Below are 18718 nucleotides of genomic sequence, written 5' to 3'. Positions count from 1 at the left end.
TCCCCCAATCTACAATAGCGAGTGAATCAAAGGACTTGCTTCAAAGCAACAAGACTTCTTCAACAAAATAAGCCCAACATTCCGGCATGTTGCATCGCTGCGAACGGCAGCTTCCGCGCACTTGAGTTGTCAGATGAGCACCGCACACGATCAATCCTGTGCCAAAGTACGTCCATCGCCAAAGCCACGTTCAAGGGCGTCGAGACCTTCTGGGCCATTCGCAAGGGCCATTTTGCCGGATGCGAGCGCGGCGTCACCAACGAGATCAGCTGCGTCCGAGATCTGTTCGACGCATGTACGAAGACAAGCTGAAAAGCAGCGATACCGAGCTTTCCTAATACGCTCAAATCGATGCAGCAGACCCCTCAGAAGTGGCAGCCGTCGAGCTCCTCCATGAGCACTTTGAAAGTCTGACTTTCACGCAAAGCCGCGAAATCCAAATCCGTTGCGATCCAAGCGATCAAACGACGTCTTGTCAGGTTTGACGTCTTTGACAGACGCGCCAAGCGTTCTACCGCGTCGTCGGGTTGACCCATCAGTACGAATGCCCGCGCAAGATTATAATTGAATTGCACCAGACCATCGCCATCCCCGAGGATCATTGCCCAGCGACACCATTCTCGGGCCTGATCGATCCGACCAAGCTCAGCGTAGACAGATGCCCCAAACGCAAGCGCGTCGGTGTTGTCAGGATGTCGCTCCACCGCTGCTTCGAGCCGGCGCGATGTCTCATCAAGCGCCTCAATTGCCTGATCGTTGCGGCCCAAGGCGCGGAGCTCTTCTGCAAGCAGACCCGAAGACCGATAGTCTTCCGGTCGCAAAGTTGCCGCTTGCGCGTAAAGACGGGCCGCCTCGGCACGGTCCCCACGAACACGGTGATTTCGGGCGAGGAAAAACGGTGGCTCAAAGAGGTCGGGATCCATCCGCGCCGCGATGGCGAGCTGCCGCTCGGCAGCGCCATAATTGCCTTTGGCGTAATGACCAAGGCCCACCGCGGCCCTGACCTCCGCCAAATCCGCGTCCAATCCGAAGGCCGTGTGCGCCAGGTCACCGCAGCGAGAGCAGCCAGGGTCGCCTGCTCCACGGATCGACAGGTAGAATTCGCATAGCGACAGAAGCGCAAACGCTTGTGCATATCCGGGATCACGCTCAACCGCCTGCGTCAGCAGAAGCTGTGCCGTGCCAAGACTGCGGTGATCCAAACCACGTAGGTAAAAGGAGCGTGCCTTGAGGAAGAGCTTGTAGGCCTCTATATCCTTTGTGCCCCTTTTGAACTCGGTATCGACGTCCGGAAACAGGGCTCCACGCAGCTCTTCGACGACGCGGCGTGCGAGCCGGTCTTGCAACACGAAGATGTCGGTCAGGGGATGGTCGAACCGATCCGCCCAGAGTTGGTCTCCGGACCCTCCCGCGATGAGCCGCGCGGTCACGCGCACCGATTGTTCATCCTGTCGAACACTGCCCTGCAGGATGTGGCTCGCGCCCAGGCTTTTCGCGACCTTGATCGCGCAGGTGTTTCCCCTCTTGAGTGCGAAGGCCACACTGCGTGCTGTCACACCAATGCCGCGAACCTTGCCCAGATCTGTAATGATGTCCTCGGTCAACCCATCCGCAAAGTAGTCTTGCGTCGGATCGCCCCCTATCGCAACGAACGGCAGGACAGCGATCAATATGCCGCTCGAAGGCGCGACGACAGTATTGGGCGCCACTGTGTCAGCCGCTCTGATCTGGTCTGCCATCTCGGTGGTTTCTTGGTCGGGCTCTATGCCGAGGTTTTCCGCAAGCAGTTCGCGTGCCGACTCGTAACATCGCAAGGCAAGGCTTCGCTCGCCCCGTTCGATGTGTCCCTGCATGAGTGTCCGCACCGCTTCTTCATTGAACGGATCAACCGAAAGCAGACGGCGCGCCGCATAAGAGGTAGCGTTGGACTGTTCGCTGACCTTGCCACGCCTCATAAGGCGCAAAGCCAGATCCGTGAAAACGGCATCAAGCCGCGCGCGTTCGCCGAGAAGCCAGTCTCGAAAAAGCGGATCAGATATCTGCAGGCGTTCCAGCAGCGGGCCACGGCGCAACCCCAAAACGTCCTCCGAAGGATCGTCCGCCGCCTCCAGAAGCTCAAATAGGTCAACCGACAACTCGGGCCCGAGCCTGACCGACTGCCGATCCGCCTCTATGAGGCAAATCCCTGCCTCTTCAGACAGCAACTTTAACCGGCGCAACGCCTGTTTCAGGCTGTCCCGAGCGTGTGTTTCGCTGCTCTCGCTCCAGAGAATACCGGCGAGTTGGCTGCGCAGCATGCACTTGCCAGCCGAGAGGGCAAGGAGACCCAGCAGTCCACGATCTTTGCGCGCCGAAACAGGCAGAAACTGATCGCCGCGGCGCAATTCGAACGGTCCGAACAGATTGAGACGGATGCCATGTTCCACCAGAAATTCGTTCATGCGGCCTTCAGTTCGCTCAGTGATGATCTTTGAATTCACGTTTTTTTCCCAAACGAGTTCCCGAATCAATTCCCCCGAGGCGTGCACACTACCACGAATCAGGACCGTTGATCTGTGATGCAGAACCCACCGCAGGGGTTCGGCAGTATTTTGTAAGAGGTTATTTTAATGCGAAATAGATACCCCGGCAGTCGTCACTCCCTTTGGCCCGCACACCCGGCCACTGTCTTTTGGACCCATCCGCAATTGACCCATCCGCCGATACGACATCGCACCCACAGGATGGGTCCTGGTCGGTGGTCGTATTGGAGTGCCGTTGGCATTCTGCTCACCATCGCTCTCGTGCAAAGCGTTGCATCGATGCAAGAGCAGGCAGCTGTCCGCTCCGATGATCCAGACCGGATCGTGATGCTGACACCGGGCACAGCAAACTGAGCACTTCTTTTCCGACACGTGAGGATCGCCGACATGTCAGAGACCACCCTTGAATTCATTACACTGAGACAGCCCGAACGTATCCGGCAAAAACTGAAACGCCTGCGCTATATCCGTGACCTCAGAACGGATGCACAAGCTCCATTCCGCCAACAACTCATCGGGACGGACAATTATTTACAGAAGGTGGTTCTAGCCAGAACCATGATAGAAGGCCCTCTCTTCTTCAGCGCCGAGCGATATTATCAACTGCAATTCGAGACAGTGACCGATACCCTGCGTTCTGAGTTGCGGGGTCCGGTTCACAACCGGGATGGCAGCACTACGGAGGGCGTGGAGCTGGCAAGCATCATCGCTCTACTCGAAGACCGCATACCTGCCCTGGCGACTTCGAACTTTTTCCATGATCCGGTGCTGCCCCCGCCTGCGCTTTTGGTCCTGTTTCTGGAGTACTCTGTGATCTGGGAGTCGCTTTATGCGGTCTGCGTCATGGCGGGTATCCATCAGGTCGAAACCAACCATCACATAGACGCCATTCGCGGAATGCATCTTCTGACCCTTGTACGTCTCGAAAACCTGAAGCCCGTACCGCCGATCACATGGCCTTACTACGATTTCGATGCTTACGAGGCGACATTGCCCAAAGATCTCTTGAGCTACGACAACCTAGCTTAGCAGCCGATGAAGCGGAGAGCCAAAATGAAACGTACGAAGACATCACAATCCGGACCCTCGGATACCACCGCCAACAAGACTGCTGCAACAACCAACGCTGCAGAAGATACCGCAACCGACCTGCCACTGGCATCACTGAACACAATTCTACCGATTTTCGGAGGTGATGACGACCTGCTGCAACCGATCAAATCGTGTATTCATTTCCGCCCCTTGCGGCAAAGCTGTCTTGCGCCCGTAACCGTCGGTGACCTGCTGGTCGTTGAGCAAAACCTGTGCGGCTACAAGATGGGTGAGATCGCGCAAATCGAAAATGTCATGGCGCGCGAGCGCCGCGAATTCAGCAGCCGCGATCTCAACAGCATCACGGATACCACCGAAAGTTCTTTTGAACGTGAAGTCGAGGAAACCCAGACCTCCGGGTTCGAGGAGCGATTTTCCCTGTCGGTCCAATCGCAGGAGGCGCAAAGTCAGCAGACATCTGTCAGTGGCAATATCAGCGCATCCTACAATGCGCCGGCCTTCTCGGCGACCATCGGCGCGAATGCCTCCTATACATCCTCTAAGGACGCATCACTCACCACATCGCAGGAATACGCGAAGACGGTGACGGAAGAAGCAACCAAGCGCGTGCGCGAGGCCGTCAGTGAATCCAAAAAGGTCACCATTGTGACCGAGTCGGTAAAAACCACGTTGCAGGGTTTCGACAACACTGAAAGCGATACCCATATCACCGGCATCTACCGCTGGATCGACAAATACTACAACGCGCAACTCTTCGACTACGGCAAACGATTGTTCCTGCAATTTCATGTGCCTGAACCCGCCTTCTTTCTGCGCGACCTGGCAAAATTGATCGACCGTCAGGAACTTGCGAACATTGACCCGCCGACACATCCGCGTGACCTCTCACCGCCCATCAAGAGCTATGAGGACGTGACCGAGGCCAACTATGCAAGCCTGGCCGCAACCTATGACGCCACGGATATCGCGCCGCCGCCGCCCCTGAGGCTTGTAAAGGGCAAGGGCATTTCGCACCCCGAAGCCGATCCCGGCACGTCCGACAACGGCGTGCAGGACCACAACGAACCAACCCTCGCCAAGACGATCGACACGGTCATCGTTGACCAAGGATATCACCTGGTGGAATGGCAGGCCAATATCCCGATGACCCAGATCAGTCGACCCGATAAGAACGGCACCAACACAGACGTGAAGTACGGGTACTACACGACCATCGGCTTTTCCGACACGTCGTCGGACGTCAACATGCTGCTGGTCAACGTGATGGGTGTTACCTGTTATTACCTGACCCACAACGATGGTGCCGACAACGACAAGGACATCATGGTCAGCACCAATCGTTTCGACGAATGGCACGCGTCGCCTGATCCGCTGGAAGGCGAAATTCCGATCACGATCGGGGCGGAATTCGAGGGCAAGTTCTACTTCAATCTGCTCTACAAAATGGAGCGTAACGATGAGACTTTGCAGCAATGGCAAATCGACACTTATGCCAAAATTCTGCAGGCCTATACCAACAAGCAAACCGCCTACGAGCAAGATCTGCAGCAGGCAGAAACGTCTCGTGACAGTCAGGTGGGCGCGCTTAAGGCCCAGCCGCGTGAAGAGACCTACAGGCGGATCGAGGCCGAAGAATTGCGCAAGCACTGCATCGACGTTCTGACCCGGCACACCGCCTTTGCCGAGCAACCGCGAAAGCTGAACGAACTGCCCGACGGTCGGATGGAAATCAATCTGTCGGGTCTCTTCGGCATTCCCAACTGGCAAGCGAACAACGTCAACGGTGTTACGGCGGCCTTTGCTGAGGAAGCGTTCGAATGGGAAATGATCACTTACAAGCTCTATCCCTATTTCTGGACAGATCGCCAGAGGTGGGATGAGCTCTTCCGCGAGGCGGAAACCGGCGACGCGCTCTTTGATCAGTTTCTCAAATCCGGCTTTGCTCGGGTCGTCGTCCCACTTCGTCCGAATTATGAACGGTCGGTTTTATACTTCTTGCGCACAAACATGATTTGGGCGGGTGGTGAGGTGCCAGCCTTTGACGACGACACGCATCTTTCGCTTCTCGAAGAGCTGCACGACTCGGTGCAGATCGGCAAGGGTGACGGGATGCCCGTGGAGGCGCCTTGGGAGGTCAAGGTACCAACCAGCTTCGTCTATCTTCAGGAGGGATCAGACCTGCCCGAGTTCGACTGTTCCTTCGCTCCAGATACAGATGGCGCGGTCGAATTGCCCGGCGAGGAAGAGATCGAAGAGCAGGAGACCGCCATGGCGGCCCTGATGACATCGACCGAAAAGGCCGGTGCCGATGGATGATGCAACAGGGAGTGGCGAAGATTTTGCCTATGATATGTATGCCGAGCTTTTCGGCGCTCTCAACGAAGCGCCGGAAAAGGATCAGGCGCGGATACTGAAGACGTTCCTGATCGGGAACATCGATACGATGCGCGAACACACGGTGTTTCAACTCGACCTGATCGAAAAGCTGGCGTCGATCGCACTCAACAATGTGCAGGATGTCAGGCTTCATAGCCTGGAGGCGCGGGTGCGGGGGATCGAACAGGGAGAACCCGTCACCTTTGGACAGATCATGGGTGAGTTGTTTTTTGCGCTCGCCGTCGAAGTCACCCTTCTGGCTGGTGTGACGGGCGCCGCGCCGGTTTTGGCCGGTGCCAGTGCGCTTCTGTTGACCAGCATTAAGACATCGGCTCGGTCCAAGGTGATGATGCGACGCATCGCAACGTTACCAGGGCGCAAAGCTGCGGTGTTGGACCGCATGCGCTCAGAACTGGTGGGGCAAGAGGTGCGGCTGCTCAACCGACTGCATATGCGCGGCCCGCCCAAATCCCGAAAACGCGCGTGGCGAAAACGACAGAAGCTAAATCTGGTGACGAAAGAAGAACTGGCCCGTGTCCGGCACGATATCGAATACCTCGATCAGAATCGAGGCTTCGTGATCGAGGCGATGGAAAGCGATTTGCCAACGATAGACGCGCTGGCAGTACGATATCAGGACATCACTGAGCGGAAAATCAATAACAAGATACGGGGTCTGATCGATGACTATGCTCATCACATCGATGCAGGAAAATCGGAATTCCGCGCCTTTTCGCAGGTGGCCTTGCAAAGATATCCGGAGGCATTCCCAGCCGAGGCCGTTGCCGAGAGGTATGGCACGTCAAATGAGCGGTCTTTCACGACGACAGGTGCGATCGTCGAACTGACCACCGAATGCGAGTCCCTCAAACTGGACGTCATCGAACACTACGCTCAGATGCGCGCCATTCTTGAGGCTGTAGAAGACGATGATGTCTTTTCGTCATTTGAAACGGTGTTGGTCATGGAGGAGATCGAAAGCAATCTCTTTGATCTGATTGATCTGTCCGATACAATTCTCGCCGATCTGGATGCTTTCGTAATCCCCATGGAACTGGCTGTATGGCTGCTTTATCTTGAAGCAAACGACGTCCTTGAACGCGAGCAAACCCCAAGCAGGAAATCCGTGAGGGTGGGAGGATATTCGCCTGCGGAAACCCGCTTTATCGACGACAATTTTGTCGATCGGATCTTGAGTTCGACCACTGGTCTCACAGATTCTCCAAATACACTTTATGAAGGTCGGCAGTATCCCGGCCTGCGGTTGCTTGATGAACACCAAGCCTACTACCTGTTCCACAGGTTTGCGAAACCGGCTTTTGATCAAATATCCGAGCGGGTGCCGGTCAGTGCGACCAAAGAGCTTTCGGATTTCATTCACCGGGATGTGGCCGAAGGTGCATTCGACAATGCACTATCCTTGGAAAAGGTCTTTTTCTGGAGCGGCGAAAATGAACGGCGGCGGGATTTGATCAATGAGATGCGCGTGGTCGTCATCGAGTATTTCAACATTGTGCGCGAAAAAGTGGAGCGGCGAGAGACGGTTGGTTTTTCGCAGGCCGTGCCCGAGGGCTCAATGATCGGTCAATTGCTTGGCAGTATCGAAAAACCGATGCTTCCTGAGGTTCCCTCCCAGGAAGAGCAGCCCAAACTGGCGGCCCAAGACATTTTGCTCGAGTTGGACACGGCACAGTTGATGGCTTGGGAAGAGCGCACGCTCGCCATGCTGGATAATCTCGACACCGCTTACGAAAGGGCGCTTGAATTCCTTGCGCACAACCAGGCGATGAAAGAGAAATACAAAGAAGACTTTCCGGAAACGACCTTCAATGACCTTTTCTTGTCTCAAGCGGAGGCCCAGTTGCTTTCGACCCGAACGGCCATCGAAGGGCAGATCGGTATGATCCAGACCGATCGGAAGCATAGCTCGAGTAAGGTTGACAACCGAGCAGACGCGCTCATGCGAAAGTTAATGCAATCGCCGGTTAAGAAAGAAATGTTCAGCACATTCGAACATTAAGATACTTTCGAAAACCGGAACTGTAGATTTGTCGTTACCGGCGGGACATTTCCTTTAAACACCCTGTTTTGGAAAGAAGGAGATACTGACAAAGCTGATCAAACAACACGCATGGCTGGATGCCGCTGCGCAAGCACCTTCCAACTCAGTCGATGCGATGTCAGCCAGATCCAGAACTGGCAAGTCTTTTAGTCCTGGAATTGAGATCAGGATCAACGCGCAAATGATGGTCACAACCGTAGAAACCTCGACTACGAGGTAAAACAGGAACGATGGGCCATCCCCCATGCAGGCGGCACCGGGAAATAAAACGGTGCCGCCTGCAAAAACAACGGTCCTTACAGCGCTGGTTACAACGATAGGCTGCGAAACCGACGGCCTAACCGGTAACTCGCGTTTTCGGGCTATTGCCCTGCGCGCGCTTTTTTGATGAGGACCAGTGATATGACCACCGCCCCGGAAATTCTCGTCGATGCCTTTATCACCAACACGACCCAAGGCGTGAGCAACCCCAGAACCATCACCTTGACGGACGGCCGCTTGCTTGTGGCCTATGCGACCGAGGAGGGCGGCAGTCCGGGGGTCGATATCCGCGGCCAGCTTTTTGAGGCCGACGGCACGCTGATCGGCGATGAGTTCGGGTTCGACATTCTCAATGAGGTCGATGAGCGCACCTTCGACATTGTGGCGGTTGGCGGTAACCGCGTTGCCCTTGTCACGGAAACCGACGGCGGGGCCACTAGGGCCCAGATAGAGACAACCTTTTTTCGCAAGTGATTTTGGTGCTCTAGTTGTAGACCGTGGAACATCCCACACCAATAGTGGCGGCGGGTTACAGTTCCTCAATCCGACGATCGCAGACGTGGGCGGTGACGATGATTATCGGTACTTCTTCGTTCGTCGGAACTCGACGACTGAGATTGTTGAAATGCACGGACTGGAGAATGGTGACGCCTTCTTTGACATCGCGGAGATCGACTTTGCAGGCAACGGCAATGCCGAGCTTACCTCCACCACGCTGGAAAGCGGCAACATCGTTCTTGTCATCGATCCCGATGGCCCCGGCGGCAACCGCGACGGTCGGCTTCTCGCCTCCATCTTGCGCCCGGATGGCTTGATCGTGCAGCAAAGGGACGTCGGCAACCGCGACGACCGAGCCATTGAGCGGGCGGTCACCGCGCTCAAAGGCGGCGGTTTTGTCATGGCCTGGACCGAGTTCGATGACGACAGGGACGTGCTCTATCAGGTCTTTGATGCCAATTTCAATTCCGTGACCTCCTTCCGCGGCACGGGGTTCAACCTTGGCAGCGGCAACACCAACAACAACGAGCCGGTGATTGCCGCGCTGAACGATGGCGGGTTCATTATCTTCTAAGACCAGGACAATGGCGCGAAACAGGTCCGCGGCCAGCGTTTCGACAGCGCGGGCGACGCGGTGGGCGAGGATTTTGTTCTCGCAGACGAGGCGGCCAACCAGATTGATGCCACGCTGCTGCCCAACGGTCTGGTGGCGGTTAGCTACCGCACGGCCGACAGCATGATCAAGACCGTGATCCTCAACCGCATGCCTGAAGCGATCTGCGGCACCGAGGACGATGACACATTGGCTGGGGGGCGAGATGACGATGTGATGTTTGGCTTTGACGGCGACGACACGATGAGCGGCGAAAACGGCGACGATACGATAGACGGCGGTGCGGGCAATGACCGGCTGATCGGCAACCGGGGCAATGACACCGTGCGTGGCGGGGAGGGCAACGACCGCTGCAAGGCTTTGGTGGGAGGGACATCCTTGATGGCGGCAGAGGCCATGACGAGCTGAGCGGGGGCACCGAGGCCGATACGTTTGTCTTTCGCGATGGTGATAGCATCAATACAATCACCGATTTCGATGCCTTTGATGCGAAAGAGAAAATCGATCTCTCAGGCGTTTCTACGATCACCAGCTTCGCCGATTTGCAGGCTAACCATCTGTTGCAGAACGGCTCAGACGTGCTGATCACTGACCGCAACGTGCTGGTGAACGGAGACGGACAGCCGGTCATCACGCTGGAAGACGTGAACATCGCTGATCTCGACGCGTCTGATTTCATTTTCTGAGACGCCGCGTCGGTTCCACAACGGCCATGCATGGCCACGTCCTGTTGGTTAAACGGCGGAATGAGCCGGATGCGGGCCTCTGGGGCTTTCCGGGTGGGCACGTGAACTTTGGCGAAACCGCGATGGAGGCCGCCGCGCGCGCGCCGCGCGAAGAAACAGGCTTTATCGGGCATCCGGTTCGCTATCTGACAAATGTGGATGTGATCGAGCATGATGAGGACGGCGGGGTCCGGTTCCATTTCCTGCTTGCGGCGGTGCTTTGCGACTACCTCTCAGGCGAGCCTGTCTCAGGGGATGATGTGAGCAAGGCTTGGTGGTGGAAAATCGAAGATGTGATATGCAGCGCGATACACTGCAGTAAACATGTCGATAGCGTCGAGAAGCTGGCGGCCATCTCTGAACGCGGTCTTTCGACCAAGCTTGACGAACGGCAGAAATGTCCCGCAGAGCGTCGGTTTAATGAGGCGCTGACTGTGCTCTCGCGGCGAATGGCCGTTATTCGGGCGCGAGCGCGGCGTCCAAGGACCTTGCCCAATGCCTGTAATGGGCCGGGAGTCATATACACCGCTTGTTGACCGCGATGCTCATATGACACCGCTGCAAGGTGGACTGTGTTCGTAGCAGTAGGTCATGCAACTTTCAGGCTTTGGGTTTTCGACCAAAAACGCATCAATCCCCTGATCAGTATTGACGAGCTGGCAAATCGGAACACCTAAAGATGAAGAACAGGCTGACAGGGTTCAAATGCGCAAGGGGTTGACGTTTTTACTGATAGTGGTCGCGACATTTCCCGCGGCAGCCCTGGATTTGAAAGAAACAGGCCGGTACGATCTAAACCGCCCGGCCAGCTTGGATTATGATCCAACATTTTGCGGCCTGTGGATCGCAAACGAGGGGCCCGATGCAGTGCTGGTCACATTGCAGGGCGAGGAGTTGCGACGCGTCGGCAGTGACCTGCTTCGGATTAAGGCAATTTCACTGGAAGGCGATAATCTGCTCGTCGGGGATGGGTTTGGCAAGCTGCAACGGTTGACAAAGAATGGAGAAGCCTTGGGGCCGCCTTTCACCTTGGACGGCGGATTTTCGGACACCGAAGGCATTGCGATTGCCGCGAATGGCGACATCGTAACAGTGGAGGACGATCCAGAACGCCTGTCCTGGTTTAGCCCGACTGGCCAGCTGAAAACACAGATGAACACGATGAAGTTGTCCCCACCGTTGAGCGAGGCGCAGGGGATCGCGATCGACCCTCGCACAGGTCATCTCCTGATCGTCGACGATTGGGAAGGGTCGAACAGCCTATATGAGTTTTCCTCCGATGGAGAACTTCTCGCACAGGCTAGCTTGTTGGAGTACGGCAATGATCCGGAAGGGATAGCCATCAGGCCGGGCTCCGATCAGTTATTCATCGCGTTCGACGGTGGCGCGCAAATCGTGACATTCGACTATACACCTACGCTGCAGCCGGGTTCCGCGCCGTTGCCACCGGGCGCAGATTGCATGATGTTTTGAGCGCATCAATGTTGTGCCAGATCGGGCGGCCGCGCTTCGTGTTGCAGCAAACCTTCCCTGTGCTTGCGACCGTTGACCTTGCGGACTGCACGATCGGCAGCTTTCAGAAGCTCCACAGCAGGCTGTAAAAGTCGGCAATAGGCCGATCTGTCGAGTTTGCTGCCCGAATGAAGCGCAATTGTCGCGGCATTTGGGGTGCCGACTGGGCCAGGGTCGAATCCGATCCAAGTGGCATCAGCTTCAATCTGACAACCTCTTATTGGTTCAGGCTCTTCAATCAGATCGAATTCGTGGTGCAGAATTTCCAAGAACTCGATGCGCCTGATGAAGCACGCCATGTCAGAGCCGGCTTTCCATCTGAATGGGCCAAAACCTAACCGGTTGAACACGAGTGGCATCTATCAAAGCAAACCTGATGACCTTGGATCACATGGCCGGATCTGAAACCAATGTCCTGTGTGTTTTATCGTGCTAGGGCAAAACACTCAGGACAAGGCACGGCGTCGGCAAACTCAGTCTCAACCAGGCTTGGTTGCTTGAACAGGCGGATCCTGAGCTTCCAACAGTGCTGCAAAATCCTGCAGCCCCAGCGTTGCGGCCGTTGTATTGTCCGGCCCTAGGATTTCGTAGATCATCCCATCGGTCCCCCAATTGCTAAACAATGCGATGCAATCGACATCACCGCCACCTTCCGTATGCGCGGCACCGCCCGCTGATTTCTCCACAAAGCTGGCCGTTGGTCGGATCTCTTTGATCTGTCCGTTTTCATCGTAGATCCGCAGCTCTCCTTGAATAATAAACGTGCTGTAGTCAGCGTGGTGCTTGTGCACGACAATTCTTTCGTTGGCAGCAAACTTCAGCAAAAGATCGACAATCTTCTCGTCAGGATCAACCTTCAGAATGTGGTACCAAACATGTTCGATACCCGGTAGCGTGTTCCACCTCACGTTGCTTTCGTCAAAGCCTATCGGCGATGCGGCCGGGCTGGCGCTGGCCACGCCCGCGGCGGCAGCGGCTCCTATTCCGACGAGTCCCTGACGGCGTGTGATCGGTGGTGTCTTCATTGTCTTCCCTCCATTGAAGCGATGTGTCTTCGTTTGAAAGGGAGCCGAAAGCTGTGTGGCGTGTGTGAATTTTGTGCAAAGTCTTCGCAAAAAATGTGCAAAAAAATCGCTCAGGTGGAGAGGCGATACCCAACACCTCTTACGGTTTCGATGATCCTGGGCAACTTCCGATCTGGGTCCAGCTTTTTGCGCAAGTTGATAATGTGCTGATCGAGTGCTCTTGAGTTGGGCATGAAATCACGCCCCCATCCCACATCGTAAAGCTCATCTTTCGTGACCACCGAACCTTGTCTGTCAATGAGCAGCTTCAGGAGTTTTAAGTCTCTGGGTGTAAGAGCAATCTCAAGATCGCCACGCCTTGCGCTGTACCTGTCCGGAACGAGTTCGAGATCAGTGCCAACCGAGTGTTGACACAGCTTGCTCCAGGCGGCGAATGCGACCAACGCCATAGAGACAACCCCCAGCACGACGTTCAACCAGTTGAACACACCGGGATTGTTCAACGCACCAGCACGAAGACCAAACAACTCTTCCAAAGCGACGCGGTCATAGACCAGGCAAAGCGCATCTTCTTTACGACAGTTGAGCAACTTCTGGCCATCGCGATCAAAACGCAACCACTGAGATTCGGCGGTCTGCGCGTAGATTTCCATCAAATCTCTCAATTGAGTTTCTGACAACGTGAACCGCACGGGTACGAAGCCGTCTTTTTCTGGATAGATTGGTATTTGGTTGATATCAAACAATACGAGATGCCGGATTGTTTCATCCTGAATCAGCGCAAACCCAATGCGATCAGGCCTCTCGGCGACCGATGCAAAGAGTAGAGCATCCTGTCGTGCTTTGTCCTCGACGTCCCTCCAGCGGTCAGGGCGCAACATGGACAAAGAGAGAAGAAACACGCACAAAATCGCCAATATCATTGAATACTTGGCCATGACATACCTTAACTTGGGTGACAGATTTCACAAATCAGTCTTTGGTCGGAGTATCGCCGCCGCGCCACCGCCCTACGCTCACATTTATCCATACACGGCAAAAGCCCGGAAAGTCCGGCCTCGCCCAAGCGCTAGCTTCGGCGGGGTTTCTAATTTGTAAGTCCTGAAATCTCTTTTTCGGAAAAGATGGGATGGTAAGACTTTCAACAAGGCGAACGGAGTGCCATAGAGCCCGCATGACTGTTGCCCGTTATCTCTCTCATCCTCAGGTGCAGATTGATCCTCAGAAAGAGATCCAACTCTGGTCGCTCAACGACACCGGTGCTGCGCGGGTTGCGCGTCTAGCCCAATCGAATGCCCTCGCCGGCACCCGGCGTATCGTCACAAGCGCCGAGGTCAAAGCGGTTGAAACGGCGCGCCCCTTGGCCGACGCATTGGGTTGCGCCCTTGAGGTCAGAGAGCGTATGCACGAGAATGACCGCAGCGCGACGGGGTTTCTGCCGCCGCGGGAATTTGAGCAGGTGGCGGATCAGTTCTTTGCCGAGCCGGAGACCAGTGTGAGAGGCTGGGAAACCGCCCGTGCGGCGCAATCCCGTATCGTTTCCGAAGTACGAGCCTGCCTGCGGGACCACGATGAGGGCGACGTGTTGTTTGTCGGGCATGGCGGTGTTGGCACCCTTCTCTATTGCCACCTGGCCGGGCTGGCTATCGATCGCGCGCACGATCAGGGACCCGGTGGTGGGGGCTGTTACTTTGCATTTCCCACGGAGATGGGGCCACCAGCCCATCCATGGCGCCCGATGGAACAGCTCAGCACATCGCCCCCGTGATCCTTCCACCCGCAGCCTCACCCGCGCTCTAAATCGCGCGCCTTTTTCTCATAATGCGCCAGCGCCAGATGATCGGTCTTACAATAGGGCTGCGACGCGAGAAAACTCCGCTTAAAGAGCTCGTCATAGGTCAGCCGTGGACCGAGGTGGTATTTCCCTGCGCCCGCGTCACCCAAACCTTGCTGATAATTCTGTGCCGTTTTCAACGCGTTGTGCATCCAGTTCAGGCAGTTGATCGCGGTGAACGGATCATTGACCCCGGGCGATAGCGCGCGGGCCAGCATCTCCACCAGTTCATCCACCAGAAACAGAACATTCTGATGTTCGGTACGGCTCACCCCGACCGCAAAACAGGCGCGCAGTTCCGCAATGGCATCTTGCGAGATGTCATCTTTGGTCCAGACGGCCAGCGCCGGGGTGAAGGGCGTGACAAAATCCCCCGGCACCTTCTCGATCCGGATGTGCCAATCTGCCTCCGCCGTCAGTTCCTCGACGCGGGTGTAATTCAGCGTCTGGATGTACCCCGCTGCCTCCAGCGTGAAGAGATGATCGGGGTCTCTCTCGGGATAACGGACCTTTGGTTTGGGGTCCAAGGCCGCATCTGCCTCGATGATATTGATGATCTCGCGTTCCAGCCGCCGGCCCAGGTTGGCCGTGATGTTTGAAACGTTGATGGTTTCGGGCACGTGATGCACAAAGTAGATCATCGTGAAAACGGCCACGATACTGCCGAGCATGGCAATCAACATCGAGTATTGCGGCACGAAGGCCTCGACGCCTGCAGCCTCTGAGGGGTCCTGCACGGCACGCAGGATCGACAGCGCATAGACGAATGTGGCGATCAGGACGCCCAGGCTGATCTGATTGCCCCGGTCGCGCATGAAATTCCCGATCAGGCGCGGGCCGTAGTTCCCGGCGGCAAAAGACACCGCAACAATCGTCATGGAGAACATCACCCCGGTCACCCCGATCACCGCAGTCGCAATGGTGGACAGCGTGCTGCGCGCGCCATCGACCTGTGTGTCGGTCAAGGCGTCGGGCAATTGAAACGGGATCAGTTCGACGTTGCGATCCAACCACTCCGACCCATGGGCCAAGGCCAATGCGACCAGCACCAGAGTGGCGGGGATGAACCAGTAACTGGCCCGCAAATCCTGCGCTATTTTGAGTAACAGAGCCCGTTTGCTCATCGCCCTTCCCTTCACGCGCGGTTGCGCAAACTTGCTGATGTCACGGCCTCGTTTTCATCACGTCATTCGGCAGAAAACCAACTTCATCTAAACCTCGCAAGACGTTCTTTTACAACTGCTCCCGCTAGCAGATTACGGGTCCGGTCGCGTTTGTGCCTCTGCCGCCCCCAAAAAGTTACCGATGACCTTCAAACTGTCGATCTTGTCGCAAATAACCTTGAACACCAGCAAAAACGGCACGGCGACAAGAGCGCCCGCAACACCCCACAACCACGCCCACAGCACCACGGTCAGGAAGACCGCAACCGTATTCAATTCCAGCCGTTTGCTGACCAGATAGGGGGTGACGAACTGCGCCTCGAAAGCCGTCAGCGCCTGATACAAGAGCGGAGCAAGCAGCGCATAGGAAAAGCTGTCGAAATAGATGATGGCGTGCGCCGCGACGAGCAGCGTACCAATCAACCCGCCGAGGATCGGCAGATAGTTCAGCAAGAAGGCCGCGATCCCCCAAATGTAGGCATATTCCAACCCCACCAGCCAGAGCGCTGACGCGATGATCACGCCCAGCCCCGCGTTGATCAGCGTGATCGTCAGCAGATAGCCCGACACGCGCCGCTCGATGTCATAGACCATGGTCAATGCGTGCTTTTTCGCGCTGAAAGTGGGGAATGCCTGAACCAGCTTCACGTAGAAAAGATCCCCAGAGGCAAGCAGGAAAAGCGCCAGAATGAGGGCGACGCTGATCGAGGTCGCGCTGCTGGCCGCGAGGGTCACGGCGGAATTCAGTAAACCGGGTTGCTGCACGACAACGGCTTGTGGTCCGCCTGCTGACGCCGCTGTCATTTCCTCCACCTGCGACGAGGCGTCTTTTACCGCGTCAATTGCTTCGGTGACGCCACTGAGTTTGTACTTGAGCTCTCTGGCGATGTTGGGAGCATCGTCTGACCAGGTCCGCACCGTGTCACCAGCGAAGAAGATGATCGCCGCGATGGACCCCGCGGCCAGCAGGATCAGCGTCACCGCTGAGACCGCCGCAGGCAGCCCCTGCTTTTGCAGGTATCGATTGATCGGGCTTAGGGTCAGCGCGATCAGGCAGCCCAGCATCACCGGCAGAATCAAATCGCGGGCAAAATAGGCGATCACAAAAATTGTGATGGTGGTTAAAGTGCTTACGCTCCGCCGGAGGGCTTTAATGTCTTCGCGCATGGGCTTTTTTGTATCCAGTTTTTGGGATCAGCAATTGGTTCGGGTTTCAGGGGTGCGGGGCTGCGACGGATCCGTCGCTCAGATGCTCTGAAGAGATCTGGAAGTCTTGCGAAACTGTCGTTGGCGTGACCTCACGCCGCCGACCGAAGCTTGGCAACGGGCTTTGCCTCATGCGTCAAAGGTTTCCGATTTGGGAGCGGAGTATCACCGCGACATGTGAACCCGCCGTTACTTCTGAAAAGTCACCGCGAGAGTACGACGGAAAATCACCAGTATGAGCGCATCGGCCTTCACCGCAGCCCGAGAAACGACAGGATTGCCAGAATGACGACCACCAGGCCAATAATATAGATAATGCGGTTCATGGATTTACCCCTGCTTTCTGATCTTTGATTTCGGCGCCCCCATTTTGACCGGTGCGCTGACATCACAACAAAGCAACAAGCGGCAGGTTGGTTTTGTTCCGCAGTGCTTTGCCCTATCCCCCGCAGCTTGGGTATTTTCAGGCTACGTGCTGTGTAATTTTTAGACAGAGCACGGGACGGTTCGGACCCGATTTGCACGCGGGCGGAACAAATATGCCGAAAGCCCAATTGCGGCCTTGTTAGGAAATCAAAAATCACCGAAGCTGCGGTAATGACGCAGGTTAGGGCGGTCCATCACGCAGGGTGTCACGTTTGCTGGTTCCGGTCTTTGTCCTTGATCCTGAGACGTATAATCCTAACTCCCGTCCAAGACGGTCTGGGCCTTCGCCCAGCGATCAAAAAGGCAATCCCCAAATGAAAAATACACTTGCATGGGTCGGAACCTTCTTTGCCATTCTGATCGGCAGCGCCGCTTTGGCGCAACAAGGGCCGCCGCCGGTGACGGTTGCCAACCCGGTGGTGAAGACCATCGTGGAAGACGATGAATTTGTCGGCCGTTTCGAGGCGCGTGCCGAGGTCATCGTCAGGGCACGGGTATCGGGATATCTGCAGGACATCCATTTCGAAGACGGAAACATCGTCGAAAAGGACCAATTGCTCTTTACCATCGATCAACGTCAGTTCCAGACCGCTTTCCGGCAGGCCCAGGCGCAGATTGATGTGGCGCAGGCGACCTATGATTTTGCGCAGGAACAGCTGGAACGGGCACAATCGCTTGTATCAAACGGCAACATTGCGCAAAGCGTTGTCGACGAACGGCGCGAGGCATACCTCTCCGCACAGGGCGCACGCGAACAGGCGCGCGCAGACCTGGAGCTGGCCCAGCTGGACGTGGAGTATTCGCAGATCACCGCCCCCATGTCGGGCCGCATTGACCGGTCACAGGTGGACCCGGGCAACCTGGTTTCTGCCAATGACACGGTGCTGACATCGATTGTGTCTTCCGATCCGATCTATTTCTATTTCGACATCGACGAGCGTTATTTTCTTGCCTATGCGCGGGATGCGCGGGCGCGCGGCGCCTCGCTGCAGGAGGGCGGCGGCGGGCTGGAGGTCAAGGTTTCACTTTCAGACGACAGCATCCCACCGCAGACCGGCATATTGGACTTCTCCGAAAACAGGATTGATGCCGATACCGGCACCATGCGGGTCCGCGCCGTTCTGGACAACCCGGATGAGGTGCTGACCCCTGGTCTTTTTGGTCGTGTCAATGTGCCGGGCTCCCTGCCCTATGAGGGCATTCTGATCCCTGATTCCGCCATCGTTTCGGACCAGAACCGCCGGCTAGTGATGTCTGTGGACGCGGAAGGCAACGTCACCCCAATCCCGGTGCGCCCCGGCCCGCGCATCGACGGATACCGCGTGATCCGAGATGGGCTGGATGGCTCTGAGGTGATCGTGATCGAAGGGATCGTGCGCGCCCGACCGGGCAGCGTGGTGACCCCCGAAATGGTCGAGCTGCCGCTGATTGCGGAAAACTGA

Annotated in this window: 17 protein-coding genes; 11 read left to right on the top strand and 6 right to left on the bottom strand. The window is 56.3% G+C overall.

Going from position 1 to position 18718, the window contains the following annotated elements:
- Window positions 1-365: 365 nt before the first annotated feature.
- Window positions 366-2441, bottom strand: coding sequence for a BTAD domain-containing putative transcriptional regulator (locus Q1A20_RS23440; RefSeq protein WP_299406477.1), 2076 nt, complete (start codon window positions 2439-2441; stop codon window positions 366-368).
- A gap of 468 nt (window positions 2442-2909) precedes the next feature.
- On the opposite strand from Q1A20_RS23440, the gene Q1A20_RS23435 reads away from it, so the two are divergent.
- From Q1A20_RS23435 to Q1A20_RS23395, 9 genes are all read left to right on the top strand, one after another.
- A complete protein-coding gene (locus Q1A20_RS23435; RefSeq protein ID WP_299406483.1) occupies window positions 2910-3551 on the top strand; it encodes a hypothetical protein in 642 nt (213 codons plus the stop codon).
- A 24-nt stretch (window positions 3552-3575) separates the two neighbouring features.
- Window positions 3576-5891, top strand: a complete 2316-nt coding sequence (locus Q1A20_RS23430; RefSeq protein WP_299919068.1) for a hypothetical protein — start codon at window positions 3576-3578, stop codon at window positions 5889-5891.
- Complete coding sequence (locus Q1A20_RS23425) at window positions 5884-7971, top strand: hypothetical protein (protein ID WP_299919066.1); 2088 nt, start codon at window positions 5884-5886, stop codon at window positions 7969-7971. The genes Q1A20_RS23430 and Q1A20_RS23425 overlap by 8 nt, the downstream gene beginning before the upstream one ends.
- 444 nt (window positions 7972-8415) lie before the next feature.
- A complete protein-coding gene (locus Q1A20_RS23420; protein WP_299406490.1) occupies window positions 8416-8748 on the top strand; it encodes a hypothetical protein in 333 nt (110 codons plus the stop codon).
- A 151-nt stretch (window positions 8749-8899) separates the two neighbouring features.
- Window positions 8900-9346, top strand: a complete 447-nt coding sequence (locus Q1A20_RS23415; protein ID WP_299406493.1) for a hypothetical protein — start codon at window positions 8900-8902, stop codon at window positions 9344-9346.
- 60 nt (window positions 9347-9406) lie between these two features.
- A complete protein-coding gene (locus Q1A20_RS23410; protein ID WP_299919065.1) occupies window positions 9407-9793 on the top strand; it encodes a hypothetical protein in 387 nt (128 codons plus the stop codon).
- A gap of 152 nt (window positions 9794-9945) precedes the next feature.
- Complete coding sequence (locus Q1A20_RS23405) at window positions 9946-10071, top strand: hypothetical protein (protein WP_299919063.1); 126 nt, start codon at window positions 9946-9948, stop codon at window positions 10069-10071.
- A gap of 26 nt (window positions 10072-10097) precedes the next feature.
- The gene (locus tag Q1A20_RS23400; protein ID WP_299406498.1) at window positions 10098-10646 is read left to right on the top strand and encodes an NUDIX hydrolase; all 549 of its coding nucleotides are present in this window, start codon (window positions 10098-10100) and stop codon (window positions 10644-10646) included.
- A 112-nt stretch (window positions 10647-10758) separates the two neighbouring features.
- On the top strand, window positions 10759-11583 hold the full coding sequence (locus Q1A20_RS23395; RefSeq protein WP_299406500.1) for a hypothetical protein: 825 nt from the start codon (window positions 10759-10761) through the stop codon (window positions 11581-11583).
- A 5-nt stretch (window positions 11584-11588) separates the two neighbouring features.
- Here the strand turns inward: Q1A20_RS23395 and Q1A20_RS23390 are convergent, their stop codons facing one another.
- From Q1A20_RS23390 to Q1A20_RS23380, 3 genes are all read right to left on the bottom strand, one after another.
- A complete protein-coding gene (locus Q1A20_RS23390) occupies window positions 11589-11981 on the bottom strand; it encodes a hypothetical protein (RefSeq protein WP_299919059.1) in 393 nt (130 codons plus the stop codon).
- Between the two features lie 120 nt (window positions 11982-12101).
- Window positions 12102-12647, bottom strand: a complete 546-nt coding sequence (locus Q1A20_RS23385) for a hypothetical protein (protein ID WP_299919057.1) — start codon at window positions 12645-12647, stop codon at window positions 12102-12104.
- A 110-nt stretch (window positions 12648-12757) separates the two neighbouring features.
- Entirely contained in the window at window positions 12758-13585 is an 828-nt protein-coding gene (locus Q1A20_RS23380; RefSeq protein ID WP_299919055.1) for a winged helix-turn-helix domain-containing protein, read from the bottom strand.
- A gap of 236 nt (window positions 13586-13821) precedes the next feature.
- Between Q1A20_RS23380 and Q1A20_RS23375 the strand changes: the two genes are divergently transcribed.
- Window positions 13822-14415, top strand: a complete 594-nt coding sequence (locus Q1A20_RS23375; protein ID WP_299919053.1) for a histidine phosphatase family protein — start codon at window positions 13822-13824, stop codon at window positions 14413-14415.
- 17 nt (window positions 14416-14432) lie between these two features.
- Here Q1A20_RS23375 and Q1A20_RS23370 read toward each other — a convergent pair whose 3' ends face one another.
- Together Q1A20_RS23370 and Q1A20_RS23365 are read right to left on the bottom strand one after the other, a co-directional pair.
- Complete coding sequence (locus Q1A20_RS23370) at window positions 14433-15605, bottom strand: DUF2254 domain-containing protein (RefSeq protein WP_299406505.1); 1173 nt, start codon at window positions 15603-15605, stop codon at window positions 14433-14435.
- 132 nt (window positions 15606-15737) lie between these two features.
- Window positions 15738-16811, bottom strand: coding sequence for an AI-2E family transporter (locus Q1A20_RS23365; RefSeq protein ID WP_299406508.1), 1074 nt, complete (start codon window positions 16809-16811; stop codon window positions 15738-15740).
- A gap of 779 nt (window positions 16812-17590) precedes the next feature.
- Between Q1A20_RS23365 and Q1A20_RS23360 the strand changes: the two genes are divergently transcribed.
- On the top strand, window positions 17591-18718 hold the full coding sequence (locus tag Q1A20_RS23360; protein ID WP_298971921.1) for an efflux RND transporter periplasmic adaptor subunit: 1128 nt from the start codon (window positions 17591-17593) through the stop codon (window positions 18716-18718).

The organism is uncultured Roseobacter sp. (assembly GCF_947501835.1).
GTDB lineage: Bacteria > Pseudomonadota > Alphaproteobacteria > Rhodobacterales > Rhodobacteraceae > Roseobacter.
The sequence above is the reverse complement of the archived record's forward strand: the minus strand, read 5'-3'. Positions and strand labels throughout refer to the sequence as shown.

What these genes read in the sequence shown, in the direction of transcription:
- Q1A20_RS23385 (WP_299919057.1), bottom strand. Translation starts at nt 12,647, where the DNA reads ATGAAGACACCACCGATCACACGCCGTCAGGGACTCGTCGGAATAGGA.
- Q1A20_RS23425 (WP_299919066.1), top strand. Translation starts at nt 5,884, where the DNA reads ATGGATGATGCAACAGGGAGTGGCGAAGATTTTGCCTATGATATGTAT.
- Q1A20_RS23400 (WP_299406498.1), top strand. Translation starts at nt 10,098, where the DNA reads ATGCATGGCCACGTCCTGTTGGTTAAACGGCGGAATGAGCCGGATGCG.
- Q1A20_RS23370 (WP_299406505.1), bottom strand. Translation starts at nt 15,605, where the DNA reads ATGAGCAAACGGGCTCTGTTACTCAAAATAGCGCAGGATTTGCGGGCC.
- Q1A20_RS23360 (WP_298971921.1), top strand. Translation starts at nt 17,591, where the DNA reads ATGAAAAATACACTTGCATGGGTCGGAACCTTCTTTGCCATTCTGATC.
- Q1A20_RS23435 (WP_299406483.1), top strand. Translation starts at nt 2,910, where the DNA reads ATGTCAGAGACCACCCTTGAATTCATTACACTGAGACAGCCCGAACGT.
- Q1A20_RS23415 (WP_299406493.1), top strand. Translation starts at nt 8,900, where the DNA reads ATGCACGGACTGGAGAATGGTGACGCCTTCTTTGACATCGCGGAGATC.
- Q1A20_RS23365 (WP_299406508.1), bottom strand. Translation starts at nt 16,811, where the DNA reads ATGCGCGAAGACATTAAAGCCCTCCGGCGGAGCGTAAGCACTTTAACC.
- Q1A20_RS23420 (WP_299406490.1), top strand. Translation starts at nt 8,416, where the DNA reads ATGACCACCGCCCCGGAAATTCTCGTCGATGCCTTTATCACCAACACG.
- Q1A20_RS23390 (WP_299919059.1), bottom strand. Translation starts at nt 11,981, where the DNA reads ATGCCACTCGTGTTCAACCGGTTAGGTTTTGGCCCATTCAGATGGAAA.
- Q1A20_RS23440 (WP_299406477.1), bottom strand. Translation starts at nt 2,441, where the DNA reads ATGAACGAATTTCTGGTGGAACATGGCATCCGTCTCAATCTGTTCGGA.
- Q1A20_RS23430 (WP_299919068.1), top strand. Translation starts at nt 3,576, where the DNA reads ATGAAACGTACGAAGACATCACAATCCGGACCCTCGGATACCACCGCC.
- Q1A20_RS23375 (WP_299919053.1), top strand. Translation starts at nt 13,822, where the DNA reads ATGACTGTTGCCCGTTATCTCTCTCATCCTCAGGTGCAGATTGATCCT.
- Q1A20_RS23380 (WP_299919055.1), bottom strand. Translation starts at nt 13,585, where the DNA reads ATGGCCAAGTATTCAATGATATTGGCGATTTTGTGCGTGTTTCTTCTC.